General features: G+C 64.0%; 22 protein-coding genes. 6 read left to right on the plus strand and 16 right to left on the minus strand.

Features of this window, described 5'->3' with window-relative positions; genetic code table 11:
• The first annotated feature begins 20 nt into the window (after positions 1–20).
• Genes tal through pgl form a run of 5 tightly spaced genes read left to right on the plus strand, consistent with a single transcriptional unit; the run spans position 21 to position 6,106 of the window.
• The gene (tal, locus tag QMG52_RS17465) at positions 21–1,172 is read left to right on the plus strand and encodes a transaldolase (protein WP_283561702.1); all 1,152 of its coding nucleotides are present in this window, start codon (positions 21–23) and stop codon (positions 1,170–1,172) included.
• A 4-nt stretch (positions 1,173–1,176) separates the two neighbouring features.
• Positions 1,177–2,811 (plus strand): phosphoglucose isomerase-related protein, encoded by a 1,635-nt coding sequence (locus QMG52_RS17470; RefSeq protein WP_283561703.1) that lies wholly within the window; start codon positions 1,177–1,179, stop codon positions 2,809–2,811.
• Between the two features lie 6 nt (positions 2,812–2,817).
• On the plus strand, positions 2,818–4,362 hold the full coding sequence (gene zwf / locus QMG52_RS17475; RefSeq protein ID WP_283561704.1) for a glucose-6-phosphate dehydrogenase: 1,545 nt from the start codon (positions 2,818–2,820) through the stop codon (positions 4,360–4,362).
• Positions 4,359–5,297, plus strand: coding sequence for a glucose-6-phosphate dehydrogenase assembly protein OpcA (locus tag QMG52_RS17480; RefSeq protein WP_283561705.1), 939 nt, complete (start codon positions 4,359–4,361; stop codon positions 5,295–5,297). The genes zwf and QMG52_RS17480 overlap by 4 nt, the downstream gene beginning before the upstream one ends.
• Complete coding sequence (pgl, locus tag QMG52_RS17485) at positions 5,294–6,106, plus strand: 6-phosphogluconolactonase (protein ID WP_283561706.1); 813 nt, start codon at positions 5,294–5,296, stop codon at positions 6,104–6,106. Before QMG52_RS17480 ends, pgl begins: the two co-directional genes overlap by 4 nt.
• A gap of 65 nt (positions 6,107–6,171) precedes the next feature.
• On the opposite strand, the gene QMG52_RS17490 is transcribed toward pgl, so the two are convergent.
• The 15 genes from QMG52_RS17490 to QMG52_RS17560 form a co-directional block, all read right to left on the minus strand.
• Positions 6,172–6,534, minus strand: a complete 363-nt coding sequence (locus QMG52_RS17490; protein WP_283561707.1) for an RNA polymerase-binding protein RbpA — start codon at positions 6,532–6,534, stop codon at positions 6,172–6,174.
• Between the two features lie 130 nt (positions 6,535–6,664).
• Positions 6,665–6,910 (minus strand): preprotein translocase subunit SecG, encoded by a 246-nt coding sequence (secG, locus tag QMG52_RS17495; RefSeq protein ID WP_283561709.1) that lies wholly within the window; start codon positions 6,908–6,910, stop codon positions 6,665–6,667.
• A 102-nt stretch (positions 6,911–7,012) separates the two neighbouring features.
• On the minus strand, positions 7,013–7,828 hold the full coding sequence (gene tpiA / locus QMG52_RS17500) for a triose-phosphate isomerase (RefSeq protein WP_283561710.1): 816 nt from the start codon (positions 7,826–7,828) through the stop codon (positions 7,013–7,015).
• 196 nt (positions 7,829–8,024) lie between these two features.
• Positions 8,025–9,281 (minus strand): phosphoglycerate kinase, encoded by a 1,257-nt coding sequence (locus QMG52_RS17505; RefSeq protein ID WP_283561711.1) that lies wholly within the window; start codon positions 9,279–9,281, stop codon positions 8,025–8,027.
• A gap of 9 nt (positions 9,282–9,290) precedes the next feature.
• Positions 9,291–10,301 (minus strand): type I glyceraldehyde-3-phosphate dehydrogenase, encoded by a 1,011-nt coding sequence (gene gap, locus QMG52_RS17510; RefSeq protein WP_283561712.1) that lies wholly within the window; start codon positions 10,299–10,301, stop codon positions 9,291–9,293.
• A 227-nt stretch (positions 10,302–10,528) separates the two neighbouring features.
• On the minus strand, positions 10,529–11,152 hold the full coding sequence (locus QMG52_RS17515) for a superoxide dismutase (protein WP_283561713.1): 624 nt from the start codon (positions 11,150–11,152) through the stop codon (positions 10,529–10,531).
• A 246-nt stretch (positions 11,153–11,398) separates the two neighbouring features.
• Positions 11,399–12,379: a DNA-binding protein WhiA gene (gene whiA, locus QMG52_RS17520; protein WP_283561714.1), complete on the minus strand. Its 981-nt coding sequence runs from the start codon at positions 12,377–12,379 to the stop codon at positions 11,399–11,401.
• Between the two features lie 62 nt (positions 12,380–12,441).
• Complete coding sequence (locus tag QMG52_RS17525) at positions 12,442–13,452, minus strand: gluconeogenesis factor YvcK family protein (protein WP_283561715.1); 1,011 nt, start codon at positions 13,450–13,452, stop codon at positions 12,442–12,444.
• A complete protein-coding gene (rapZ, locus tag QMG52_RS17530) occupies positions 13,452–14,375 on the minus strand; it encodes an RNase adapter RapZ (protein WP_283561716.1) in 924 nt (307 codons plus the stop codon). The genes QMG52_RS17525 and rapZ overlap by 1 nt, the downstream gene beginning before the upstream one ends.
• Positions 14,376–14,421: 46 nt before the next feature.
• Positions 14,422–16,398, minus strand: coding sequence for an excinuclease ABC subunit UvrC (gene uvrC, locus QMG52_RS17535; protein ID WP_283561717.1), 1,977 nt, complete (start codon positions 16,396–16,398; stop codon positions 14,422–14,424).
• 181 nt (positions 16,399–16,579) lie between these two features.
• Positions 16,580–16,711 carry an HAD hydrolase-like protein gene (locus QMG52_RS17540; protein WP_283561718.1) on the minus strand — a complete coding sequence of 44 codons (132 nt, stop codon included), beginning with the start codon at positions 16,709–16,711 and terminating at the stop codon, positions 16,580–16,582.
• A gap of 305 nt (positions 16,712–17,016) precedes the next feature.
• Positions 17,017–19,962 carry an excinuclease ABC subunit UvrA gene (gene uvrA / locus QMG52_RS17545; protein ID WP_283561726.1) on the minus strand — a complete coding sequence of 982 codons (2,946 nt, stop codon included), beginning with the start codon at positions 19,960–19,962 and terminating at the stop codon, positions 17,017–17,019.
• Positions 19,963–20,062: 100 nt separating this feature from the next.
• Entirely contained in the window at positions 20,063–20,455 is a 393-nt protein-coding gene (locus QMG52_RS17550; protein WP_283561719.1) for a GntR family transcriptional regulator, read from the minus strand.
• Positions 20,452–22,371, minus strand: a complete 1,920-nt coding sequence (locus QMG52_RS17555) for an ABC transporter ATP-binding protein (RefSeq protein ID WP_283561720.1) — start codon at positions 22,369–22,371, stop codon at positions 20,452–20,454. Before QMG52_RS17555 ends, QMG52_RS17550 begins: the two co-directional genes overlap by 4 nt.
• A complete protein-coding gene (locus QMG52_RS17560) occupies positions 22,368–24,110 on the minus strand; it encodes an ABC transporter ATP-binding protein (protein ID WP_283561721.1) in 1,743 nt (580 codons plus the stop codon). The genes QMG52_RS17555 and QMG52_RS17560 overlap by 4 nt, the downstream gene beginning before the upstream one ends.
• A 174-nt stretch (positions 24,111–24,284) precedes the next feature.
• Here QMG52_RS17560 and QMG52_RS17565 point away from each other — a divergent pair, with 174 nt between their 5' ends.
• Entirely contained in the window at positions 24,285–24,950 is a 666-nt protein-coding gene (locus QMG52_RS17565) for an MBL fold metallo-hydrolase (RefSeq protein ID WP_283561722.1), read from the plus strand.
• Positions 24,951–25,017: 67 nt separating this feature from the next.
• On the opposite strand, the gene QMG52_RS17570 is transcribed toward QMG52_RS17565, so the two are convergent.
• Entirely contained in the window at positions 25,018–26,154 is a 1,137-nt protein-coding gene (locus QMG52_RS17570) for a glycoside hydrolase family 26 protein (protein ID WP_283561723.1), read from the minus strand.
• Positions 26,155–26,753 lie beyond the last annotated feature (599 nt).

The following is a 26,753-nucleotide window of genomic DNA, read 5'->3' on the forward strand; positions in this document are numbered from 1 at the left end:
GACCCAAGGAGATAGCAGTCATGACAACTCTCAATTCCGAAAAGCCCAGCCTCACCTCCCCCACGGCCCAGCTCTCGGCCGCCGGCGTCAGCATCTGGCTTGATGATCTGTCCCGGGAACGCCTGACCAGCGGCACCTTGCAGAAATTGATCGATGAGAAGGACGTCGTCGGCGTGACGACCAATCCGAGCATCTTCGAGGCCGCCATCTCGGCCGGCAACTCATACGCCGATCAGGTCAAGAGCCTGGCGGCCAACGGTGTCGATGTCGAAACGGCAATTTTCGAAATCACCACCCAGGACGTCGCCGATGCCTGCGACCTCTTCGCTCCGGTCAACGCCGCGACCGACGGCGTGGATGGCCGGGTCTCCATCGAGGTGGATCCCCGCAAGGCATGGGATACCGCGGAAACCATTGCGGAGGCAAAAAAGCTCCACGATAAAGTGAACAAGGCAAACGTCTTCATCAAGATCCCGGCCACGCTGGAAGGCCTGGAGGCCATCACGGCCACCATCGCGGGCGGGATCAGCGTCAACGTCACCCTGATTTTCTCGCTGGAGCGCTACCGCGCCGTCATCAATGCCTACCTGACCGGTCTGGAGCAGGCCAAGGAGAACGGCCACGACCTCTCCACCATCCACTCGGTCGCATCGTTCTTCGTCTCCCGCGTGGACACGGAAATCGACAAGCGCCTGAACGCTTTGGGCACCGACGAAGCCACGTCGCTCAAGGGTAAGGCGGGTCTGGCGAATGCCCGGCTGGCATATCAGATTTACGAGGAGGTCTTCAGCTCCGAGCGCTGGCAGCTGCTGGCCGGTTCCGGTGGGCGCCCGCAGCGTCCGCTCTGGGCTTCGACCGGTGTCAAGGATCCTTCCTACCCGGACACCCTGTATGTCACCGGATTGGTGGCACAGGGTGTCGTCAATACCATGCCGGAGAAGACCCTGGATGCGACTTTCGACCACGGCGTGGTCGAAGGCGATACGGTCACCGGCAGCTATGACGCATCCAACGCGCTGCTGAACGAGCTCGAGAAACTCGGCATTTCCTATAACGACGTTGTAGGGGTTCTGGAGACCGAAGGGCTGGACAAGTTTGTCGCCAGCTGGAAGGAACTCGTGGAGCATGTCAAGGAAACCTTGGAAGCGGCGGCGCCCGGAACGGGAGCCTGAGCGCATGTCGAAGCTTTCCTTTGATGCCGCCGGCGCTGCACGGCAGGCCGTCGGGCGGCACGTTCCCACTCTGGTTGCCGATCGGGTCGCCTCCCGGATTTTCGCCCAGGACACCACGCTGTGGGGCCCCGACGCCGAGTCCGAGGCCTCCGTCCGGCTGGGCTGGGTGGAAGCGGCACGGATATCCGCTCCACTGGTGGAAGATATCCTCGCCCTGCGCGACGAGCTGAGGTCCGAAGGGGTACATCACATTGTGCTGGCGGGCATGGGCGGATCGTCGCTGGCCCCGGAAGTGATCACCAATACCGCCGGCGTTCACCTGACGGTGCTGGACAGCACGGATCCGGAGCAGGTCCGGGCTGCGCTGTCAGACCGGCTCACCGAAACAGCCATCGTGGTGTCGTCCAAATCCGGTTCCACACTCGAGACAGACTCGCAGCGGCGGGTGTTTGAGCTGGCGTTCACGGAGGCCGGCCTTGATGCCAAGTCCCGGATCATCATTGTCACCGACCCAGGATCCCCCCTCGATGCCTCTGCCCGCGCCACCGGATACCGCAAGGTCTTTAACGCCGATCCGAATGTCGGCGGACGGTACTCGGCGCTTACGGCCTTCGGCCTGGTGCCCTCTGGCCTGGCCGGCGTTGATATCCAGGCACTGCTCGACGACGCCGAGGAGGCCGGCGAGGTGTTGCGGGAGGACGACGACGGCAACATCGGACTTGCCCTTGGCGCGGTCCTGGGCGGCACCGATCCGCTGCGGAACAAGATCGTGATCGTGGATGAAGGCTCCGGGATCGTCGGGTTCGCCGATTGGGCCGAGCAGCTGATCGCCGAGTCCACCGGCAAGCTCGGGACCGGGGTGCTGCCCGTGGTGGCGCAGCCGGACTCCCCCGAAGTCGGGTCCGGGGCAGCCGATGTTCTGGTGGTCCGGCTGGTGGCCGCCGACGCGGACATCGAGATTTCCGGCAACCAGGTGGCCATCGCCGGCGGCCTGGGCACCCAGATGATGACCTGGGAATTCGCCGTCGTCGTCGCGGGACGCCTGCTGGGCATCGATCCCTTTGACCAGCCCGACGTCGAGACAGCCAAAAAAGCCGCGCGTGGCCTGCTCGAGGGCACCCCGGAAACTGCGCCGGCGGACTTCGTCGATGGTGCAATAGAGGTCCGCGGCGCGCCGTGGCTGGGGGAAGCGCGAACCCTGGAGGAGGCTCTGGCGGCTCTGTTCGGTCAGCTGGGCCAGGACGGCTATCTAAGCGTTCAGGCGTACATTGACCGGGTCGGCCAGGCGCCGTTGGCGGATGTGCGGGACCAACTGTCCGCCGTCATCGGCCGCCCGGTCACCTTCGGCTGGGGGCCGCGGTTCCTGCATTCCACCGGTCAGTTCCACAAAGGTGGCCCCGCCATCGGTGTCTTCCTGCAGATCACGGCGGCGACCGATGCCGACCTGGCCATCCCGGACCAGCCGTTCACCTTCGGTGAACTGATCCAAGCCCAGGCGGCCGGTGACGCGCAGGTACTAGCGTCACACGGTCGGCCGGTGCTGCGGTTGCATTTCGTGGACCGGGCCGCCGGGGTCAAACAATTCACCGCCGCGGTGGCCGTCCTCGCCGGCCAGCGCCCCGACACTCAAGGCAACTAAGAAGACATGCCCGAATCCGCCCTGAACAAGCATCCGAATCCGCTCCGGGACCCCCGCGACCGCAGGTTGTCCCGGGTCGCGGGGCCTTCATCACTGGTGATCTTCGGGGTCACCGGCGATCTTGCCCGCAAAAAGCTGATGCCAGCCGTCTACGACCTGGCCAACCGCGGTCTGCTGCCGCCCAGTTTCGCGCTGGTGGGCTTTGCCCGCCGGCAGTGGGAGGACGAGGACTTCGCCGCCCAGGTTAAGACGTCCGTGATGGCACATTGCCGCACCCCGTTTGTTGAAAGTGTCTGGAACCAGCTGTCCGAAGGCATCCGTTTTGTCCAAGGCGAGTTCGACGACGACGCCGCTTTCGATCGGCTCAAAGACACGATCAAGGAGCTGGACGAGCAGCGCGGCACCCGCGGCAACCATGCTTTTTATCTCTCCATCCCCCCGAAGGCCTTCGAATTGGTCTGCCGCCAGCTCTCCGCGCATGGTCTGGCTCAGGGCGACGGCGATAAATGGCGGCGGGTGGTCATAGAGAAGCCCTTCGGACGCGACCTAAAATCGGCCCGGGCACTGAACGAAATTGTCGAGTCGGTCTTTGACTCGGATTCGATCTTTCGTATTGATCATTATCTGGGCAAGGAAACGGTGCAGAACATTCTGGCGCTGCGCTTTGCCAATCAATTCTTTGAACCACTTTGGAACGCCAACTACGTGGACCACGTCCAGATCACCATGGCTGAGGACATCGGCACCGGCGGCCGTGCGGGATATTACGACGGCGTGGGCGCGGCCCGCGACGTGATCCAGAATCACCTGCTGCAGCTGCTCGCCCTGACGGCCATGGAGGAGCCGATTTCCTTCAATGCGCAGGATCTGCGGGCCGAGAAGGAAAAGGTGCTGGCGGCCGTCAAGCTGCCGGCTGACCTTTCGCGGCATTCGGCGCGCGGGCAGTTTTCCGGCGGCTGGCAGGGCGGTGAAAAGGTCCTTGGCTACCTGGAGGAGGAGGGTATTCCTCCCCACTCCAGCACGGAAACCTTCGCCGCTCTCCGGCTGGATATCCATACCCGGCGGTGGAGCGGAGTGCCGTTCTACCTGCGGACCGGGAAGCGCCTGGGACGCCGGGTGACGGAGATCGCCGTCGTCTTTAAGCGCGCCCCCAATCTGCTGTTTACCGATCACTCCGAGGACGACTTCGGTCAGAATGCCGTCGTCATTCGCGTTCAGCCCGATGAGGGCGTGACCATCCGCTTCGGCTCCAAGGTCCCGGGCACACAGATGGAGGTGCGCGATGTGACCATGGACTTCGGCTACGGGCACGCGTTCACCGAATCGAGCCCGGAGGCGTACGAGCGGCTCATTCTCGATGTGCTCCTCGGCGAACCCCCGCTGTTCCCGCGGCATCAGGAAGTGGAGCTGTCCTGGAAGATCCTCGATCCGTTCGAGGAGTTCTGGGCCGCCGAGGGCGTCCAGCCGGAGGCGTATCAACCCGGAAGCTGGGGCCCGGCCTCCGCCGATGAGCTGCTGGCACGTGACGGAAGGAGCTGGAGAAGACCGTGATAGTAAATCTGCCGGACACCACCACGTCCAAGGTCTCCAAAGAGATCATGTCGATGCGTGAACAGGGCGGCGTTGTCACCTTGGGCCGGGTATTAACCCTCGTCGTGATCACCAAGAGCGGCTACGAGGAAGACGCCATTGAGGCCGCCAACCTGGCCAGCCGCGAGCATCCCTGCCGGATCATCGTTCTCGGGAAGGCGGCCCAGAAGGCCGGAACCCGCCTCGATGCGCAAATCCGCGTCGGCGGCGATGCCGGCGCCTCCGAGGTCATCCTGCTGCGCGGCTCCGGTGAATTGGCAACGCAAAGCGAATCTCTGGTCTCGGCCCTGCTGCTGCCGGACGCGCCGATCGTGGCCTGGTGGCCGCATGGCATTCCGGATTCGGCTTCGGCCAGCTCCATCGGCCGGATTGCCCACCGGCGCATCACCGATTCGGCCAATGAACCAGATCCGCGGGCGGCACTGAGGCACATCGGCGCCACCTACACACCAGGCGACACCGATCTCGCCTGGACCCGGCTGACCAACTGGCGGATCCAGCTGGCCGCCGTTTTTGACCAGCTCGACAACGAACCCGTCACCGCGCTGACCGTGGAAGGCGCCTCCGACTCCCCCAGCACGCTGCTGCTGGCCGCGTGGCTGCATGCGGCGCTCGGGGCCCCGATCACGGTCGTTTCCGACCCGGCGGGCACCGGGATCCGCCGGGTTGTGATGGAACGGGCCGGCGGCAACGTCGAGCTCAAGCGGCCCGGAACGGTGGAAGCTATCCTCACCCAGCCCGGCCAGCCCGACCAGCGGATCTCGCTGCCGCGCCGGTCCTTGCAGGACTGCCTGGCCGAGGAGCTGCGCCGGCTGGATCCCGACGAGGTGTTTGGCGAGGTCATTACCGACGGGCTGGCGAAGCTGCTGGACCAGACCGAGGACGCCGTCGTATGACATCCAATGTGCGGATCAATATCCACCCGACCTTCGAGGTGCTCGCAGCCACCACAGCCGCGCGCCTGATCACCCGGCTGCTTGACGTGCAGAGTGATCGCGGTGAGGCCACGGTTGTCCTGACGGGCGGCAGTGTGGGCATTGCGACCTTAAAGGCGGTGGCGGACTCGCCCGCCTATCCCGCCGTGGACTGGTCGAAGGTCAATTTCTGGTGGGGGGACGAAAGGTTTGTTCCTGCCGACTCCACCGAACGAAATTGTGTCCAGGCGCACCATGCGCTGCTGGGGCGAATTGGTGCCGATCCGGCCCGGGTCCACCAAATGGGCGCCTCGGATCATTTTCCGGATGTGAACGCGGCGGCAAACGACTACATCCGGGAGCTTGCCGCCGCCGCGCTGGCCGAACACCAGCTGTATCACGAACGTCCGGATGAAAATCCCGCGCCCGCGTTGCCGCGCTTCGACGTGCTGCTGCTGGGTATTGGACCCGACGCCCATATCGCGTCGCTCTTTCCGGAAATGGCGGGAATCCGGAGCACCGACGCGAACGTCGTAGGTGTCACCGGTTCGCCAAAGCCGCCACCCATGCGCGTGTCACTGACGTTGCCCGCCATCAGCTCCGCCGCGGAGGTCTGGCTCGTTGCCGCCGGCAGCGACAAGGCTGGCGCGGTGGGCCTGGCCCTGGCGGGCGCCAACCCGGTGCAGGTGCCGGCAGCAGGACCACGGGGACGGTCCAAGACGCTGTGGCTGATCGACCAGGATGCCGCGGCAAAGGTGCCCGAGCAGCTCACCGTCCGCCAGGACCGCTAGCGGGCTGCGCCTTCAGTCCGATCCCGGAAGGGCCGCGCCTCCCCTAGGCAGCTGAGTGCCAGATCCTAGCTGGACTGACGGTGCTTGGCCAGCGCCACGCTGAGCAGCTCCTCGCCTTCTTCGGCTGTCCGCCGTTCCTTAACGTAGTCAAGGTGACTCTTGTAGAGGTCCCCCGCCCCTGCTCCGTCGGCGAGACCCTGCGTGCTGGAGGCTTTCTTGCCGCAGCGGATGCAGTCCCAGTACACCGGGATTTGTGCCTGCGGCAGTTGCGCGAAGACGGCGGTGGTCTCGTGCCCGCTGGCGCACCAATAGGAAATCCGGATGCGGGCCACAGGCTCCGCATCCGGATTGTCGTTTCTAATGGGTGAGCGGCCTCCGGCCGTCACGCCCACTCGGGTACCGCTGAAACCGCCGCTGATATGAAGCACCGCAAAACTCCCTGCACTGGGGAATGGCTACCTGTGCTGATTATACAGGCTGCGTATCTTCTCCGTCAGGTCGCTTCGGGGCGTCGAGCTCCGGCAGGGCCGGGCATGGCGACCTGCCAAACACCTGGTGTCAGCCGGTAAAGCGCATGACCAGGCCGAGTCCCACAATGACCATTCCCCAGATCAGGCCAAGGACGACCGTAAAACGGTTCAGGTTGCGTTCCGCCACTCCCGACGAGCCCAGACTCGAGCTCATGCCGCCGCCGAACATATCGGACAGGCCCCCACCCCTGCCCTTGTGCAGCAGGATCAGGAAAGTCAGCAGCAGGCTGGTGATACCCAGCAGAATCTGCAGCACAATTTGGAGAGTTTCCACGACGGCCTTTCAGGATGTCCAGGGAAAGAACAGTTTAAACAGCGGGATGTCCCGCCGGGGCGGAGGACGGGGTGCCTAGCTCGTGCGTTGGGCGGTCGTTCGTCAGTCGGTCGGCAGGTGCTTCTCGAACCTGACAATATTAGCAAACTCTGCCGCGTCCAGGCTTGCCCCGCCGACCAGCACGCCGTCGACGTCGCGTTCCTTCAGAATAGCTGCCGCGTTGTTGGCCTTGACCGACCCGCCGTAGAGCAGGCGCACCTTGGCCGCGGTGCCGCCGTCGAACAGTTCGGCCAGCTTCGCGCGGATCGCGGCACACATTTCCTGAGCATCCTCCGGGCCGGCCACTTCACCGGTCCCGATGGCCCAAACCGGCTCGTAGGCGATGACCAGTTCGGCCGTCTGCTCGCTGGACAGCCCCGCGACGCCGCCACGGATCTGGTTCAGCGTGTGTTCCACGTGCGTACCTGCCTGACGGATCTCCAGGCCCTCGCCGGCACACAGGATCGGCGTCAGCCCATGGCGGTAGGCCGCCTTGACCTTGCGGTTGAGCAGCTCATCAGATTCGCCGTGGATACTCCGTCGTTCGCTGTGCCCGACCAGAACGTAACCGCATTCCAATTTAGCCAGGAATGCCCCGGAGATGTCGCCGGTATAGGCCCCGGAATCCTCGGGGGAAAGATCCTGCGCGCCGTAGCCCAGCTTAAGCTGATCGCCTTTGACCAGGGTCTGCACCCCGCGCAGATCGGTGAAGGGCGGGAAAACGGCCACTTCAACACGGCTGTAGTCGTGGCGTGCATCGGAGAGCGTCCAGGCCAGCTTCTGTAACAAGGTGATGCCCTGGACGTGGTCCATGTTCATCTTCCAGTTGCCGGCAATCAGTGGCTTGCGGTCGAAGTTTCCGTTGGTCGAGGTGGTCATCGCTCTCTCCAAAATCTCAAAATGTCACGGTTTCTCAAAACGGTTTCATACATCCGGCTTCACACACACGCCCTGTTATACCAACGTCGTGTCCTACATACGTCCTGTCCCGGAGCATCCAGAACGCCCGCCGTACCGGCGGCGGCGCGTGCAGCTGCGCCCGCCGCCGCCGGAACGGTGGAGATTTGTCTGGCCGTCAGTGGTCCAGCGCCGTGAGGCCGGGCAGTTCTTTGCCCTCGAGGAACTCGAGGCTGGCGCCTCCCCCGGTGGAGATATGTCCGAATTGGTCATCGGCAAAGCCGAGGGTGCGGACGGCCGCCGCGGAGTCACCGCCGCCGACGACGGTGAAGCCGCCTGCCGCCGTGGCCTCGGTCAGGGCCTGTGCCACCGCGCGTGTGCCTTCGGCGAAGGCCGGGAATTCGAAGACACCCATGGGACCGTTCCAGAACACCGTCCGGGCGCCGCGGATTCGCTCCGCAAAGGCTGCACCGCTTTCGGGCCCAATGTCCAGGCCGGGGCAATCTGCCCCCAGCGAGCCGCCCTCCATGCCGTCGGCGGGAACCACCTCGTGGTCCGCGTCGGCGGCGAACTTTGCCGCGACCACGATATCCGTGGGCAGCACGAAGGTGGTGCCGGCACCTGCGGCGCGTTTGAGATATTCCTGGACGGAGGGAATCTGGTCGGTCTCCAGCAGGCTGGACCCGACCTTGAACCCCCGCGCGGCGAGGAAGGTGAACACCATGCCGCCGCCGACGAGGATGGAATCGGCCTTGCCGATCAGATTGTCGATCACCGCAAGCTTGTCGGAAACTTTGGAGCCGCCCAGCACCACAACATAGGGCCGGGGCGTATCCGTTGTCAGCTTTTTCAGCACGTCAAGTTCGGTGTGCACAAGCTCGCCCTGGTAGGACGGCAGGAGCTTAGCGATGTCGTAGACGCTGGCGTGTTTGCGGTGCACGGCACCAAAGGCGTCGTCGACATACGCGCCGTTGTCGCCGGTAAGAGCGGCAAGCTCACCCGCAAATGCGGTGCGGGCGGAATCGTCCTTACTGGTCTCTCGCGCGTCGAAACGCACATTCTCCAATACCAGCACTTCGCCGTCGGCCATCCCGGCCGAAAGCGTGCGGGCCGAATCGCCCGCAGTGTCCGCCGCAAGCGTCACCTGCACCGACTCGGCGGTGGCCAGCTCCGCCAGCCGGTCCACGGCCGGCTTGAGCGAATACTTCATCTCGGGGATTCCCTTGGGCCTTCCCAGATGAGCACAGACCAGTACACGGGCACCGGCCTTGGCCAGCCGGGATATCACCGGGAGCGAGGCTTTAAGGCGCCCGTCATCGGTAACGGAACGATGGTCATCCGGTCCGTCCAACGGTACGTTCAGGTCACTTCTGACCAGAACGTACCGTCCGCGGACACCATCAGCGAGCAGTTCGTCGAGGGTGTGTAAAGTCATTCGTCTACCCTAGCCCAGCCTGGCTGCGACAAGCTCCGTCAGGTCAACGAGGCGGTTGGAGTAACCCCACTCATTGTCGTACCAACCGACCACCTTGACCTGGTTGCCGATGACCTTGGTTAGTCCGGAGTCGAAGATGCAGGACGCCGGGTCCGTCACGATGTCCGACGACACAATCGGATCTTCGGTGTAGACCAGATAACCCGAGAGCTTGCCCTCGGCGGCGGCGGACTTATACGCCGCGTTGATTTCGGCGACGCTTGCCTCCCGGCTGAGCGTGACGGTCAGGTCTGTCGCCGAACCCGTGGGGACCGGGACGCGGATGGCGTAGCCGTCCAGCTTCCCCTTCAGCTCGGGCATGACCAAGCCGATCGCCTTCGCGGCGCCGGTGGACGTCGGGACCATGTTGATGGCGGCGGCGCGGGCGCGGCGGAGATCCTTGTGCGGGCCGTCCTGCAGGTTCTGATCCGCGGTGTAGGCATGCACGGTGGTCATCAGGCCGCGTTCGACGCCGAAGTTGTCCACCAGTACCTTTGCCAGCGGGCCGAGGCAGTTGGTGGTACAGGAAGCGTTGGAGATGATGTTGTGGGCAGCCGGGTCATACCCGTCATCGTTGACGCCCATCACGATCGTGATGTCCTCACCGGAGGCAGGAGCGGAGATCAGTACCTTCTTTGCGCCGGCATCGATGTGCTTTTGTGCATCGACGGCCTTGGTGAAGAAACCGGTGGATTCAACAACGATGTCCACACCGAGCTCGGCCCACGGCAGATTGGCGGGGTCACGCTCGGCCAGAACCTGGATGGTTTTCCCGTTAACGACCAGGTGCCCGTCCGCAACCTCGATGCTCGCCTTCAGGCGACCGGTTACGGAGTCGTACTTGAGCAGGTGGGCCAGCGCTTCCGGACTGGTCAGATCGTTGACGGCTACGATCTCCAGATCCGCACCCTGTTCCAGTGCCGCACGGAAGTAGTTACGGCCGATACGACCGAAGCCGTTGATACCAATACGAGTAGTCACTTCTATCTCCTTAGTGCACCCTCAAGCACACCTAGTCCGGCCGGATCTTGCTGATCCGGCCATCAACTAACAGTTCCCGCACGCCGTTGGGCAGAGATGGTTTCCAATTGCGGCGGGCGACCGACCGCACGACCGAAGGCTAGCTGCCTTCCGTGACCTATCTTACGTTTAGGAACGCCCGCCCCGGCAATCATGGGGGCGGGCGTCCATATAATGAGCAGTCCGGACTAGAGGACGATCAGGCCGGTCGCGTTGGCTCGCGCGCCGTCGAAACGCCGCGCCACATCGGCCCAATTGGCGATGTTCCAGAAGGCCTTGACGTAGTCGGCCTTGACGTTGACGTAGTCGAGGTAGAACGCGTGCTCCCACATATCCAGCATCAGCAGCGGCGTGGTACCAACCGCCACGTTGCCCTGCTGATCGTAAAGCTGCTCAATGAGCAAATTGCCGCCGATCGGCTCGTAGGACAAAAAGGCCCAGCCGGAACCCTGCAGACCCAGCGCAGCGGCGGTGAACTGCGCGCGAAAGGCGTCGAAGGAGCCGAAAGCATCGTCAATGGCCGCCGCCAGCTCGCCCACCGGCTTGTCGCCGCCGTCCGGGGACAGGTTGTTCCAGAAGACCGAGTGATTGACATGGCCGCCGGTATGGAAGGCAAGGTCCTTGGAGAGTTGGTTGATGTTGCCGAAATCGCCCTTCACGCGGGCTTCGGCCAACTGGGCCATGGCCTTGTTGGCTCCTGCAACGTACGCCGCGTGGTGCTTGCTGTGATGCAGCTCCATGATGCGGGCGGAGATATGTGGCTCCAGCGCTGCATAGTCGTAGGGCAGATCGGGAAGTGTGTACTCGGTCACGATTCCTCCGTAGCGGATTGTTTATCTCGTAATACTTTGTGTATCCGGATACCGCGCGGGGTTAATCGCCGCGCTGTATCCAAATTCTGTGCTGTCGAAATGCCGGCTGCATTGCCGTCCTGCCGCGCCCGGCGTCTTCCGACCTAACCCGGGGCAGGTCCGGACCTTTCCAACTCTTTCATACTTAGCCGATAATTCAAGGACCGCTCTCCGCGGGCACCGGGCTTTCCGTCGGGATATCCTCGGTCATTCGTCAAGCATCTCGAAAGTAACGTTCGCCTCGGTGCCCGGAATTCCTGTTTCGATGGCTTTTCTGTCCGCCATCGCCAGCAACCGGCGGATCCGTCCGGCGATGGCGTCTTTGGTCATCGGCGGATCCGCCAGCCGGCCCAGCTCATCCAGACTGGCCTGCTTATGGGCCACCCGCAGATCCCCGGCGTATCTAAGGTGGTCCGGGACGTCGTCGCCGAGAATTTCCAGGGCGCGGTCCACCCTGGCCCCGGCGGCAACGGCCGCCTGAGCGGAGCGGCGCAGATTGGCGTCGTCAAAATTAGCCAGCCGGTTCGCGGTGGCGCGGACTTCCTTGCGCATCCGCCGTTCCTCCCACACGAGCAGCGCCTCGTGCGCGCCCATCCGGACCAGGAGCGCGGCAATGGTGTCACCGTCCCGGATGACAACCCGGTCCACGCCTCGGACTTCGCGTGCCTTGGCCGCAATGCCGAGCCTCCGCGCGGCTCCGACCAGGGCAAGCGCCGCCTCGGGACCGGGGCAGGTGACTTCCATCGAGGATGACCGGCCAGGCTCGGTCAGCGAGCCGTGGGCCAGGAAAGCGCCGCGCCAAACCGCCTCCGCATCGGCGGCCGAACCGTTGACGACGACGGAGGGCAGGCCGCGCACCGGCCGGCCCCGGGCGTCCAGCAGGCCGGTCTGTCTTGCCAGCGCCTCGCCGTCGCGCACCACCCGGACAACGTACCGGTTACCGCGCCGCAGACCTCCGCCGGAGACGACGGTGATCTCGCTTTGCTGGCCGTAGATTTCCGCGATCGCCGCGCGCAGCCGCCGCGCGGTGGAGGCCAGATCCACTTCGGCCTCGATCACGATCCGGCCGGAAATGATATGCAGCCCGCCGGCGAACCGCAGCAGGGCCGAAACCTCGGCCTTGCGCACCGATGATTTCTTAATATCGAGCCGGGAAAGTTCGTCCTTCACTGCCGCTGTCAGCGCCATGGTGCTTTTCCTAACTACCCTGAGAACGGACTACCCCGACAAGAAACTACCCGGACAAGAAACTACCCTGAGAAGAGATCCTGATAAGCCGCAGCGAGGCGCAATGGATCATGCACCGCCCGACCACCGGACGCCCCCACTTTACCGAAGACAACCTCTGCACCCAGCATCGAGGCGGTCCGCTCGAAGTCGGCAAGATCGGAAACCGATGACGGATCGGCCAGCACCACGTCCACCCCGAACTCCGGCGCGTAGCGGTGGATCACCCGCAGGTGGTCCGCCGCGTTCATGCCGGTGGTCTCTTTGTCATTGACGTCGAGATTCATCGTGATGCACCGCTTCGCGGGCGTGTCACAGAGCGACTGGCGCAGCTCCGGCAGCAGCAGATGCGGCAGCACGGAGGTATACCAGGATCCAGGGCCCAGCACCACCCAATCAGCCAATTCAATAGCGGTCAGTGCCTCCACACAGGCGGGCGCGTCGGCGGGAAGCAGCCGGACGTTCTCCACCTCGCCGGCCAGGGCCAATGTTGCCTGACCGGTGATGGTCCTACTGCGCCGGGAACCGTCAGCGGCGATCTCCATTGCGTCGCCCTGGATCGTCAGCGGCACGCTGGCCATCGGCAGCACCTGGCCGCGGGCTCCGAGCAGCGCACCGGCCCACTGCAGCCCGGCGACCGGGTCGCCGAGCAGCTCCCAGAGCGTGACGATCAGCAGATTCCCCATCGCGTGGCTGTCCAGCGACCCCTTCACGCCGGGCCGAGAGGTGAACCGGTGCTGCATCACGTCCCGCCAGGTCCGGCCCCAGTCAGTGTCGTCGCACAGCGCCGCCAGCGCCATCCGCAGGTCCCCCGGCGGCAGCACCCCCAATTCGTCGCGCAGCCGGCCGGAGGAGCCACCGTCGTCGGCGACGGTCACCACCGCGGTCAGTTCGGTGGTCAGCAACCGCAGCGCGGACAATGACGCCGACAGGCCATGGCCTCCGCCGAGGGCGACAACGCGTGGTTCCGGGATGCCCGCCGACAGATTGCCCGACGGCGGAATCAGCGGAAGCGGGCCCGTCAGCACGGCCACTATTCGCGTCCCAGATCACGGTGGCGGGTGCTGACCGTCACCCGTGGCTGTTGGGCAAGACGCTTAGCCAGCTCCACGGCGACGGCCACCGAGCGGTGCTTGCCCCCGGTGCAGCCGACGGCAATGGTGGCGTAATGCTTGTTTTCCCGTCGGTAGCCGGCCAGTACCGGCTCCAGCGCGTGCACGAACCGGTCCACAAACTCATTGGCATGGTTTTCCACCAGCACGAAGTTGCTGACATCCAGGTCCAGTCCGGTGTGCGGACGCAGCTGGGGTACCCAATGCGGATTGGGAATGAAACGGACGTCGGCCACATAGTTGGCGTCGACGGGCAGGCCGTACTTGAAGCCAAAGCTCATAACGGTCAGCCGCAGCACCACCGGTCCGGTTTCGGAGAAAAGCTCGGTGACGGCCGAGCCCAACTCGTGCACGTTCAACGTGGAGGTGTCCAGGACCATTTCAGAGGCGGATTTCATCTCCGCGAGCAGCTCGCGTTCCGCTGCGATGCCGTCCAGCATCCGGCCGTCCTGCTGCAGCGGGTGCGGGCGCCGGCCCTGCTCGAAACGCCGGACCAAAGTCTCATCATTGGCGTCAAGGAACAGCACGCGGAAGGTGATGCCGCTGGCGGACAGGGCATTGAGTGAGTCGCGGATATCCGAAAAGAGGGCCTTGCTGCGCACGTCGACCACGACGGCGAGCTTAGGCAGGGCCTGCGGCATCCGGGACATCAGCTCGGCCAGCGTACCCAGCATCTGCGGCGGGAGGTTTTCCACTACGTACCAGCCGTGGTCCTCCAACGCGTTTGCCGCGGTGCTGCGTCCGGCGCCTGACATGCCGGTCACCACCAGCAGCTCCGATTCTACGGGTTTAATCGGGGTGAGAGCTGCGTCTGCGGGTAGCCGTGCCGAACTGTGCTCCGTCATCAAGCGGTCCTGTCCCTTGCAATGATTCGTGGTCCCTTTAGCCTACCTAGGATTCCAGAACTTCGCCGGTGCTCATATTGACGACCGGAGCCACGGTGGCGGCGCCCTCGGGCGGGTGCAGGGTGCCATAGACGGCGGCCGCCAGCACCGGGCCGATGCCCTTGAGCTGAGCCAGTTCATCCGTGGAGGCCGACTTGATTTTCCGCACCGAGCCGTACGATTCCAGCAGGAGCCCGCGCTTGGCCGCGCCCAGCCCCGGTACCGCATCCAGCGCCGACACAGTCATGGACTTTCCGCGCTTCTGCCGGTGGAAGGCGATGGCGAAGCGGTGCGCCTCGTCACGGATCCGCTGCAGCAGATACAGTCCCTGCGAGGTGCGGGGCAGAATTACCGGAAAATCGCTGTCCGGCAGCCAGACCTCCTCCAGCCGCTTTGCCAGCCCGACGACGTAAACGTCGTCGATGCCCAGGTCCACGAGTGCGCGGGTGGCGGCGGCCACCTGGGGCTGGCCGCCGTCGACCACCACCAGGTTCGGCGGGTAGGCAAATTTCGGCTGCACTCGCATCTGATCCGCAAGCGGGCCTGAAATTTCGCCCGACACCGTCGCCCCGCTGCGTGCGGTCTGTTCCTTCAGATAATGCCTGAACCGCCGGGTGACCACGTCGTACATGGACGCGGTGTCGTCAACCGCGGCGTCCCCGGTAATGGCGAACTTGCGGTACTCGGATTTTTTGGCAATACCGTCCTCGACGACCACCATGGAAGCCACCACATTCGTGCCCTGCACATGCGAGATGTCATAGCACTCGATCCGCAGCAGTGCCACCGGCAGGTCAAGGGCCTCCTGCAGCTCCTGCAGCGCCAGCGACCTGGCCGTCAGATCCCCGGCGCGGCGGGACTTGTGCAGCTTCATCGCCTGCTCGGCGTTCTGCCGTACGGTCTCCATCAACGCCGCCTTATCCCCGCGCTGCGGCACTCGGATCTCCACCTTGGAACCGCGCAGCCCGCTCAGCCAGACGGCCAGCTGATCGCCGTTGGATGGCTGCTCGGGCACCAAAATCTGGCGGGGAATGCCGTCCCGGTTGGAGTCGTCGTCGCCGTAGACCTGCTGGAGCAGGTGCTCGATCAGCTCGTCCGGCGTCGAGTCCTCCACCTTTTCAACAACCCAGCCCCGCTGACCACGGATCCGGCCACCGCGGACGTGGAAGACCTGCACGGCGGCCTCCAGCTCGTCCTGGTGCACGGCAAAGATGTCCGCATGGGTATCCTCGGCCAGCACGACGGCATTGCGCTCAAAGACCTTCCGCAGGGCCGCAATATCGTCCCGCAGCCGCGCCGCCTGCTCGTAGTCCAGCTCCGCCACGGCCGCGGCCATCTGACGTTCCAGTTTGGCAATAAACGGCTTGGCCTCCCCGCCCATGAAGGCGCAGAATTCGTCCGCCAAGGCTCGGTGCTCCTCGGGGGTCACCCGACCTACACAGGGTGCGGCGCACTTGTCGATGTAGCCCAGCAGGCAGGGTCGTCCGCTCCGCTGCGCCCGCTTGAGCACACCGGGGCTGCAGGTCCGCACGGGAAAGACCCGCAGCAGGGTATCAACCGTCTCCCTGATGGCCCCGGCGGTGTACGGGCCAAAATATCGGACGTCCTTGCGCCGCTCACCGCGCATGACCTGGACCCGCGGGAATTTTTCCCCCAAGGTCACGGCCAGGTATGGGTACGACTTGTCGTCCCGGAAGGCCAGGTTATAGCGCGGATTGAATTCCTTGATCCAGGTCCACTCCAGCTGCAGCGCCTCCAGCTCGCTGCCCACGGTGGTCCACTGGACGCTGGCAGCCGCGTGCACCATTGCATAAGTCTTGGGCAGCAGGGTTAGCGGATTGGCAAAATACGAGTTCAGCCGGGAACGCAGGTTCTTGGCTTTGCCCACATAAATGACGCGCCCGTGTTCGTCCCGGAAACGGTACACACCCGGGTCGGTGGGGATGTCGCCCGGTTGAGGCCGGTAACTTGCTGGATTTGCCACGATTCCATTCTAAAGTAGCCAACGAATGCGGCCGGGATCGGCCGACGGCGGCGGTGACGCACCGACGATCCGTGCCGGTCTCAAAGACCCCGGCGGGCCGCGTCAAACTGCACCAGCCGTGCGTTCAGTTCGACCAGCAGCGCGGGCGCGTCGGCGACGACGACGGCCGCACCCGCTGCGCTCAGGTGCCGTCGAACGCAAAACCCCGCAGCGCACCCACGCAGGCCAGCGAGTTCGCAGCCGCGCCGAGCACGTCCTGATCGCGGTCCCCCACCATGACCGAACGTGCCGGAACGCCTGCGCCGGAGCCCACCGTGCCGAATGCCTCAGCGCCGAGTGCCTCGACCGCCGCAGCGATGATACCGGCCTTGCCGCTGCGGTAGCCGGGGTCCCGGGCAGCAGGGTTTCATCGTTCGACGATCCATAGATATGGGCAAAGAAATAACCGTCCAGGCCGTGGGACTGCCGCCCTGTCCGGGATCGACGAGCGTTCCATCCAGATCAAAAAGCACGGCGTCACAGAGCGGAGCGGGGGCGGTAGAAGCCACGGCCCAGTTTGGCACATTCCGTGTCGCCGTCTTAATCTGCATGCCGCAGCGGGAATGGATCGTGAGCCCGTCAGTTCACGGCCAGCGCCTCGCGTAGGAATGTGGCGGTATAGCCGGTGGTCGAGGCGGCCACCTTTTCGGGTGTTCCGGTGGCCATCAGCAGCCCACCGCCGGACCCGCCGTCGGGCCCCAGATCCACAACCCAGTCGGCACTCTTGATCACATCCAGGTTGTGCTCGATGGTGATCACGGTGTTGCCCTTGTCCACCAGTCCCTGAAGGACCAGCAGCAACTTGCGGATATCCTCAAAATGCAGCCCGGTTGTTGGCTCATCGAGCACGTATACGCTGCGTCCGTTGGACCTCTTCTGCAGCTCCGCCGCCAGCTTCACCCGCTGGGCCTCCCCACCGGAGAGAGTCGTGGAAGCCTGGCCCAGCCGAACATAGCCGAGTCCGACGTCGACCAACGTTTTCAGATGGCGGGCAATCGGCGCGAAGGCGGCGAAAAAATCCGCTCCTTCTTCGATCGGCATGTTCAGCACATCCGCGATCGATTTGCCCTTGTAATGGACCTCCAGTGTTTCGCGGTTATAGCGGGCCCCATGGCAGACCTCGCACGGGACGTACACATCCGGAAGGAAGTTCATCTCGATCTTCAGCGTGCCGTCGCCGGAGCACGCTTCGCAGCGGCCGCCTTTGACGTTGAAGGAGAACCTGCCCGGCTGGTAGCCGCGGACCTTGGCCTCGGTGGTTTCGGCAAAGAGCTTTCGGATATTGTCGAAAACGCCGGTGTACGTGGCCGGGTTGGAGCGCGGTGTCCGTCCGATCGGGCTCTGGTCCACATGGACCACCTTGTCCAGATGTGCCAGCCCATCCACCCGCAGGTGCCGTCCGGCCACCTGTTTGGCACCGTTGAGCTTATTGGCCAGCACCTTGTACAGAATCTCGTTGACCAAGGTGGACTTGCCGGAGCCGCTGACCCCTGTCACCGCGGTGAACAGGCCAAGCGGGAAGGCAACATCCACATTCTGGAGGTTGTGCTCGCGGGCTCCGATCACCTTCAGCTCCCGCTTCCTGTCGTACTTCCGCCGCTTGGCCGGTATCTCGATGCACTTGCGGCCGGACAGGTAATCGGCGGTCAATGATTTTGTGTTCGTGAGCAAATCTGCATACGAGCCCGAATGCACCACCTCGCCACCGTGCTCCCCCGCGCCCGGACCGATGTCCACGATCCAGTCCGCTTCCTGGATGGTGTCCTCATCGTGCTCCACCACGATCAGGGTGTTGCCCAAGTCGCGGAGCCTGGTCAGGGTCTCGATCAGCCGGCGGTTGTCCCGCTGATGCAGTCCGATGGAGGGTTCGTCCAGTACATAAAGCACACCCACCAGTCCGGAGCCGATTTGGGTGGCAAGACGGATGCGCTGCGCCTCCCCGCCGGAGAGCGTGGCCGAGGCACGCTCGAGGTTCAAGTACTCCAGTCCGACGTCGAGCAGGAAGGTCAGGCGCGCCTGGATCTCCTTGAGCACCTGGCTGGCAATCTGGGCCTCCCGGCCCGTCAGCACCAGATTGGACAGAAAATCAAAGCAGTCCCGCATCGGCAGCGCCGACACGGCGGCAATGGATTTGCCGTTGATCAGCACCGAGAGCGAGGCAGGGTTAAGTCGGGCGCCCCCGCAGGCGGGGCACGGGATCTGGCGCATGTACTCTTCGTAGCGGTCCCGGGCTGTATCCGACTCGGTTTCCACATGCTTGCGCTGAATGTACTGGACGGCGCCTTCAAAGCCGGTGCTGTACTTACGTTCCCGGCCGAATCTGTTTTTGTACTGCACCACGACCTTGTGGTCCTTGCCGTACAGCACGGACTGTCGGGCGTCGTCGGAAAGTTTCTGCCAAGGAACCGTCATGGAGAAGCCGATGTCCTTGGCCAGCCCGTCAAGCAGCCGGTTCCAGTACTCCGTCGTCGCCGTTCCCAGGGACCAGGGCGCAATGGCGCCTTCCGCCAGCGACAGCTGCGGATTCGGCACCACCAACTCCTCATCGACCTCGAGCTTGGTACCGATGCCGCTGCAGGCGGGGCAGGCTCCGAAAGGATTGTTGAAGGAGAAGGATCGCGGTTCCACCTCGTCGATGGCCAGCGGGTGCTCGTTCGGGCAGGCCAGGTTTTCCGAGAACGACCGGATCCGCTGTGGATCGTCGTCGTCGAGCTCCACCAACTCCGCCAACACCCGGCCCTCGGCCAGACCAAGAGCGGTTTCCACCGAGTCCGTGAGCCGCTGGGCGATCCCCTCCTTGACCACCAGCCGGTCCACCACCACCTCAATGGTGTGCTTGAACTGCTTCTTCAGTTTCGGCGGATCCGCCAGCTGGATCAGGCCGCCGTCGACCTTGGCCCGTGAATAGCCCTTGGCCGTGAGCTCCTTGAAAAGCTCCACGAACTCGCCCTTCCGTGCCCGGACCACCGGGGCCAGTACCTGGAAGCGTGTCCCCTCCGGCATCTCCAGCAACTGGTCGACGATCTGCTGCGGTGTCTGACGCGCCACCGGCTCCCCGCAGATCGGACAGTGCGGGGTACCGACCCGGGCCCAGAGCAGGCGCATGTAGTCGTAGATCTCAGTGATGGTCCCCACCGTGGAACGCGGGTTCTTGTTCGTGGATTTCTGATCGATCGACACGGCCGGCGACAGCCCCTCGATGAAGTCCACATCCGGCTTGTCCACCTGGCCCAGGAACTGCCGAGCGTAAGCGGAGAGCGATTCGACATAACGCCGCTGGCCCTCGGCGAAGATCGTGTCGAAGGCGAGCGAGGACTTCCCCGATCCCGAGAGCCCCGTAAAGACGATCATGGCATCGCGCGGCAGGTCGAGATCTACGTTGCGCAGGTTGTTTTCCCGCGCGCCTTTGACGATCAGGCGGGACCGGTCCTGCCTGTCCAGGGGCCGGGGGGGCACATTTTGCACAGATATTTTTTCCACAGGCACGTTTTCTGCAGGCACTTTTTCTACTGACGCTTTTTCCATGACGGACGGTTCAACTGCGTTAGGCACGTGCTCCATAATAATCGAAAACGCGTTCGAATATGCGTTCCCGTCGCGACTTTCGCCAAAGGCTTACTAGCCGTTACCCCGTGCGGGACCCTTCGATGGCGGCCCGCACCAGATCCAGGGCCCGGTCCGTGGCAATGCCATGCCTGCTCACCACAGACGCATAGGCCGCGGCGGCCTCGGCCACCTGGGCCAGCAGCTCATCGCCCGCGGCGGCGATGACTGTTCCTGCCCGTCCCTGAGTGCGGACGATCCCTGCCTGCTCCAGCTCCCGGTATGCCCGCGCCACCGTATTCACCGCCAGCCCCAGCCGCCCGGCCAAGGCCCTTACCGAAGGAAGCCGGGCTCCCACAGCCAGCTCGCCCGACGCTGCGAGGTCCAGGATACGCACCCGGATCTGCTCGAACGGCGGCACCGAGGACGCGTCATCCGGGGACCAACGGGCCAGCACCGTCTCGCCGGAACTCACCGCGCCGCCGTCTCTTCCACCAGCGGATCACCAAATTGGGACATGTACAGATCGTAGTAGAAGCCGCCCGTCCCCAGCAGTTCCTCGTGGGTGCCCTGTTCCAGGATGCGGCCGTGGTCCATCACAAGGATCAGGTCGGCATCACGGATGGTGGACAGCCGGTGGGCGATAACAAAGCTGGTCCGGGACTCGCGCAGCCTGTTCATGGCGTGCCGGATCAGCACCTCCGTGCGGGTGTCCACGGAGCTGGTGGCCTCATCCAGAATCAGAATGCCGGGATCTACCAACCAGGCACGGGCGATGGTCATGAGCTGGCGCTGGCCTTGACTCAGGCTGTCGCCGTCGTCGCTGAGCACCGTGTCATAACCGTCCGGGAGGGACCTGACAAAGTGGTCCACGAAGGTCGCCTCGGCCGCCTCTATCATCTGGTCTTCGGCCGCGTCGAGGCGGCCGTAGACCAGATTCTCCCGGATTGTCCCGCCGAAGAGCCAGGCGTCCTGCAGGACCATGCCGAAGCGCCGCCGCAGATCATCGCGGGTCATCATCGCGGTGTCAATGCCATCAATGCTGATCCGGCCCGAATCGATCTCGTAAAACCTCATCAGCAGGTTCACCAGGGTGGTCTTGCCCGCTCCGGTGGGCCCAACTATGGCAACGGTCTGCCCGGGCTCGGCCACCAGCGAGAGATCCTGAATCAGCGGCTCGTCCGGGTTATAGCTGAAGTTGACCTTGTCGAAGACAACCCGTCCCCTGGTGGCGCCGAGCGTGGCGGCCGGCACCGGGTCCGGAGCCTGTTCCTTGGCGTCCAGCAGGTCAAAGACGCGTTCGGCGGAGGCCACACCGGACTGCAGCAGGTTGATCATGCCGCCGATTTGGGCCATTGGCTGGCTGAACTGGCGCGAATACTGGATGAACGCCTGCACGCTGCCGATCGTCAGGTTCCCGGACGCAATCTGCACCCCGCCGACCACGGCCACCGCAACGTAGTTGAGGTTTGAGATGAAGTTCATCGATGGCATGATGACACCGGAAATGAACTGCGCCTTCGAGCTGGACCGGAATAAACTGTCGTTGGAAACGGCGAATTTGCCGATCGCGGCCTGCTGCTGACCGAAGGCCTTGACCACCTCATGGCCGGTGAACATTTCCTCGATATGGCCGTTCAGCTCGCCGGTTGTCTTCCACTGCGCCATGAACTGGATCTTGGACCGCTTGGCGATCAGCACCGTCACCAGAATTGTCAGCGGCACCGTGGCCAGCGCGATCAGCGCCAGCAGTGGCGAGATGGAAAACATCATCGCGAGCACACCGACGACCGTGAGGACGGAGACCAGCAGCTGTGTCAGCGTCTGGTTCAGCGTCTGTGAGAAATTGTCGATGTCGTTGGTGACCCTGCTGAGTACGTCGCCGCGGGATTCGTCCTGGAAGTGCGACATCGGCAGACGGTCCAGTTTCGTTTCAATGTCCTGGCGGAGCTTGTACATGGCGCGCTGAACGATGCCTGCGGTGATGTACCCCTGGCTCCAGTTAAAGAAGAACGCCACGGCGTAGATGGCCAGCACGCTCAGCAGCACCCAGCCCAGCGCCTGCTGATCGAGCCCTTGGCCGGGCACCACTGCCATTCCGCTGAGCATGTCCGCGACCTGGCCCTGGCCCTTGGCGCGGAGTCCGTCAATCGCCTGCGCCTTCGTCACCCCGGCCGGGAACATTTTGCCCAGCACACCCTGAAAAATGAGGTCCGTGGCATGCCCGAGAATCTTAGGCGCCAGCACACTCATGCCGACCGAGACCGCGGCCAGGGAAACCACCCAGATCATCCGGGGCCTGTCGGCCGCCATCAGGGAAAATATCCGTCTGACGCTCGGGCCGAACGAGCGTGCCTTCTGCGGCGGTCCGCCAAATCCTCGCATGCTCATGCCGCATGCACCCCGTCGTCGTTCGTCAGCTGGGAAGTGACAATCTCCTGATACGTTCCGCAGCCAGCCATCAGCTCATCATGGGTTCCTTGGCCCACCAGCCGTCCCTCGTCCAGCACCAGAATATGGTCCGCGTGCATGATAGTGTTCACCCGCTGCGCCACCACCAGGACCGTGGCCTCCCTGGTGACAGGCTTCAGGGCCGACCGCAGCCGGGCATCGGTGGTGAAATCCAGTGCGGAGAAGCTATCGTCGAACAGGTAGATCGACGGCTCGCTGACCACCGCGCGCGCTATGCACAAGCGCTGCCGCTGGCCGCCGGAAAGATTGGTTCCGCCCTGCCCCACCGGGGCGTTCAACCCCTCCGGCATGTCCTTGACAAAGTCCGCGGCCTGGGCAATTTCCAGCGCCCGCCAGATCTGGTCATCCGTCGCGTCCGGTCTGCCGAAGCGCAGGTTGCTGGCCACCGTCCCGGCGAACAGGTAGGCCTTCTGCGGCACGAGGCCAATCGCGGAGCGCAGGGACGCCAACGTCACCGCGTGGCTGTCATAGCCGCCCACTGAAATCGACCCTCCCGACTTGTCCAGCAACCGCGGGATCAGGTTCAACAGCGTGGACTTTCCGCTGCCGGTCGAGCCGATGACCGCCGTCGTCGTTCCCGGCCGTGCCGTGAAACTCAAACCCGAAACCACCGGCGCCTGGGCACCCGGGTAGGTAAATTCCACATTACTGAATTCGAGGGCGCCGCCCAGCGCCCGCACCTGCAGCGCACCCGGGCCGTCCACCACCGACGACCGCGTGACCAACACGGCCTCAATACGTTCGGCGCAGACCGCGGCGCGCGGGATCATCATCAACATGAACATCGCCATCATGACTGACATCAGGATCTGCATGATGTAGCTCAGGTATGCCGTCAGCGCCCCAATCTGCATGGCCCCGCTGTCGATCCGCTGGCCGCCGAACCACAGCACCCCGACCGAGGTCACGTTGACCACCACGAAAATGGTCGGAAACATCAGGGCCAGAAGCCGTCCGGTGCGAAGCTGCGTGAGCGTCAGTTCCCCGTTGGCCGCAGCGAATCGCTCCGCTTCAAAGTCCCGGCGGACAAACGCCCGGATCACTGAAATTCCCATGATCTGCTCGCGCAGCACCGAGTTGATGCGGTCCAGCTGCTTCTGCACCAGCCGGAACAACGGCACGAGTTTGCGCACAATCAGCCAGATGGCGACCACCAGCACCGGCAGGATCACCACCAACAGGCCGGACAGGGGCACATCCTGCTTCAGCGCCAGCACAATGCCACCGACGCACATGATGGGTGCCGTCACCATCATGGTGAACGCCATCAGGGTCAGCATCTGGACCTGCTGCACGTCATTGGTCGTCCGGTTGATCAGCGACGGGGCCCCGAACGTGCTGACCTCCTGCGCGGAGAAGGATTCCACCTGCGTGAACAGGTCCCGGCGGACCTGGCGGCCCACCTTCATCGCCAGCTGCGCGCTCAGATACGTTGCTCCCACGGCGCAGATAATCTGGCCGGCGGTAATGGCCAGCATCCAGCCGCCCAATTGGAAGATGACGGCGCTATTCCCCTTGACCACGCCATCGTCGATGATATCCGCGTTAATGGTGGGCAGATAGAGCGTGCCAACGGTGGACATCAGCTGCAGCAGAATAATCAGCGTGAGCGGAACCTTATGCGGAGCCAAATTCCGTGCGATCAATCGAAAGAGCACGAGTCCTCCAACGGACCTGGTGTTTACGGTGAAGACGTTTTCAACAGCCCGAACGCGGTCAGGAGCGATTTAGCTGCGGTATTTAAGTTGCGTGAAGACACTGTAAAACTACTCCCGGTATTCCGTCTTGTCAGCGCGCTTATTCTATCGGCGAAACCTGCGTAAGCTGACTGCATGAGCGCCGAATCGTGGATCCTCCCCGCCGTGTCCATCCACAGGATTTCGGTGGGGGGCATGGACAACAATGTTTACGTGATCACCGGCCTGCAGAGCGGTGAGCAGGTCTTGATCGACGCGGCCGACGACGCCGATGCCATCCTTGCGCTGTTGGCGGAGGGTGCCCGCGACGCGGCGCCCGGGACAGCCAAAACGGCCCAAACACCGGCGCTGCTGGTGACCACGCATTCGCACTGGGATCATATCCGGGCGCTGGGACCCGTCATAGCCGCGACTGGTGCGAAAACCGCGGCTGGCCGGGATGATGCCGGCGATATCGAAGTGCCGACCGATGATCTGCTGGACCATGGGGATGTCCGGCAGTTTGACGGTTTTGAGCTCCAGGTCATCGGCCTGCGCGGCCATACGCCGGGGTCCGTCGCGCTGCTGTACCGGGATTCAAAGGGCCCTGCACACCTCTTCACCGGAGACTCGCTGTTCCCCGGCGGAGTCGGCAATACGCAGAAGGATCCGAATCGCTTCGCCCGGCTGCTGGACGACGTGGCGACGCGGGTCTTCGCTGTCCTCCCAGACGATACGCTGGTTCACCCCGGCCACGGTGCTGGAACCACCCTCGGCGCGGAGCGACCGCACCTGGACGAATGGCGGGCCCGCGGCTGGTAATCGTTTCGCCTCTGGGCCTGGTCGGCCGGGACCTCAACGCCGGCGCGTGTGAGACGGCGCACGCGGCTTAGCTGCGCTTCCGGAGCGCGTCCTTCATGGCCTGCAGATCCGCGGGGGTGGAATCGAACCGCCAATCGACTGTTCGGTTCGCTGGTCCTTCAAATTTGACGTAATTGAACCACAGGAACCCATAGATCCGTCCGGCCTTTGCATTGCGCCAGGAATCGAGGTAAGAGACCATGTCCTGTATCCATTCGGCCTTGCTGTTGGATCCGACACTCTCCACGGAGGCGGTCTCGGCGACAAGAATTTGCTTGTCGGGCGCAACCCGGGCGAGCTCGTCCAGGCCGTCGCGAAAGAGCTGAACCGCCGGTGTCCACGGCCTGGCACTGTCCCGGTTGCCGAAGTTGTAGGCGTCCAGCGCTGTCTGCCCGACGTATCGACTCCCCGGGTAGAGGCTGGCCATATCCTGCGTCCTGGCCGAGGGCGCATTCGGCGACCAGATCCACGTCACGTTGCGCAGTCCCTTGGAGCGGAAGAGGTCGACGATGTGCCGCCACGCCCGGACATATTCTCCGGATTGGTTTCCGTTCGCCTGCTCGGACCACGGAAACCAGTAGCCGTTCATCTCATGGGCCAGGCGGATGGACAATTCCGGATCGCCGGCGGCCACCAGCTGATCCGCCACCGAGGAGATGTAGGCGTCGTGGCTCCCGTCGATGATGGTGGCGAGCCGGAAACCGGGTTGATTGGCCCCCTTGCCCGCCAGCCACGGCTCCCAGGTCACGATGGCTACTGCGCCGTGGTCGATGGTCGCCCGGATATTGGACATATCGAAATTCCGGCTGAAGTCAACGTAGGTCTGGATCATGGCGGGATACTCACCCACGCTTCGGGCCACCTCGTCGGCATCGCCGGCGCCGTTGTGCGTGGTGATACCGAATTTGAGCTCCTTATTACTAATGGGTGGTGTTCTGGCATAGCTACCCGCGGCGGCCGCCACAGAATCCTGCCCGGCGACGCCGTCCTGCGTCAATACCGTCAAGCCCAGGCAGACCGACGCCACCGCCATCACGACGGCGGCACTGACCCCTCCGGCGCGCAGGCCCGGAATCCGCGGGCCCTTGCGAGGCTCCCGCCTTCGGAGCGGTGCGGATCCGGAACCGGCCACTCTAAGTCCGGAGGCGGGGTCAATCACTTTCATCTGTGCAACTTCCCGCAGTGAAACGTCTTTGATAGGCATACCGCCGACAGGCATACCACCGACAGGCATATAGTCCGCGCCGAACTCTTGCTCTGAGCCAGGAGCCGACGCGGCTCGACCTATACTGGCACTTTTCCTTGGCTATGGGTACAGGTAGCAGGCCCACACCTGCGTCCCGCCGATGTCCAGCGACTTGCTGGTGCCAGGAAGCCGGTGTCGGACAGCAATGCCGCGGCTCGCTGTTCCTCGGCGGTGCAGGAAAAACGCAAAAGGATCCCGCCCGCTTAGCCAACTGCTCGATGATGTGCAAGCCCGGATCTTCGACGGTCTCCCGGACGACACCTTGGTGCACCCGGGCCACGCCCCGGGAACGACGCTCGAAATGAGCGGCCGCATTTGCAGGAGTGGCGGGCCCGCGGCTGGTAACCATTGGTGCTCGATCGGACGGCCGGGGCAGCCCGAATGCGGCCGTTTATCCGGTGTCTTTGGGGTGGGTGGTGTAGGTCTGGCCGGAGGGTGCTTTCCAGGTGAGGGTGCCGTTGCCGGTTTGGGTGACTTTCCAGCCCATTTTGTGTTTAAGCCGGTGGTGCCGTTTACAC

The organism is Paenarthrobacter sp. PH39-S1, assembly GCF_030063245.1.
Taxonomy (GTDB): Bacteria; Actinomycetota; Actinomycetes; order Actinomycetales; family Micrococcaceae; genus Arthrobacter_M.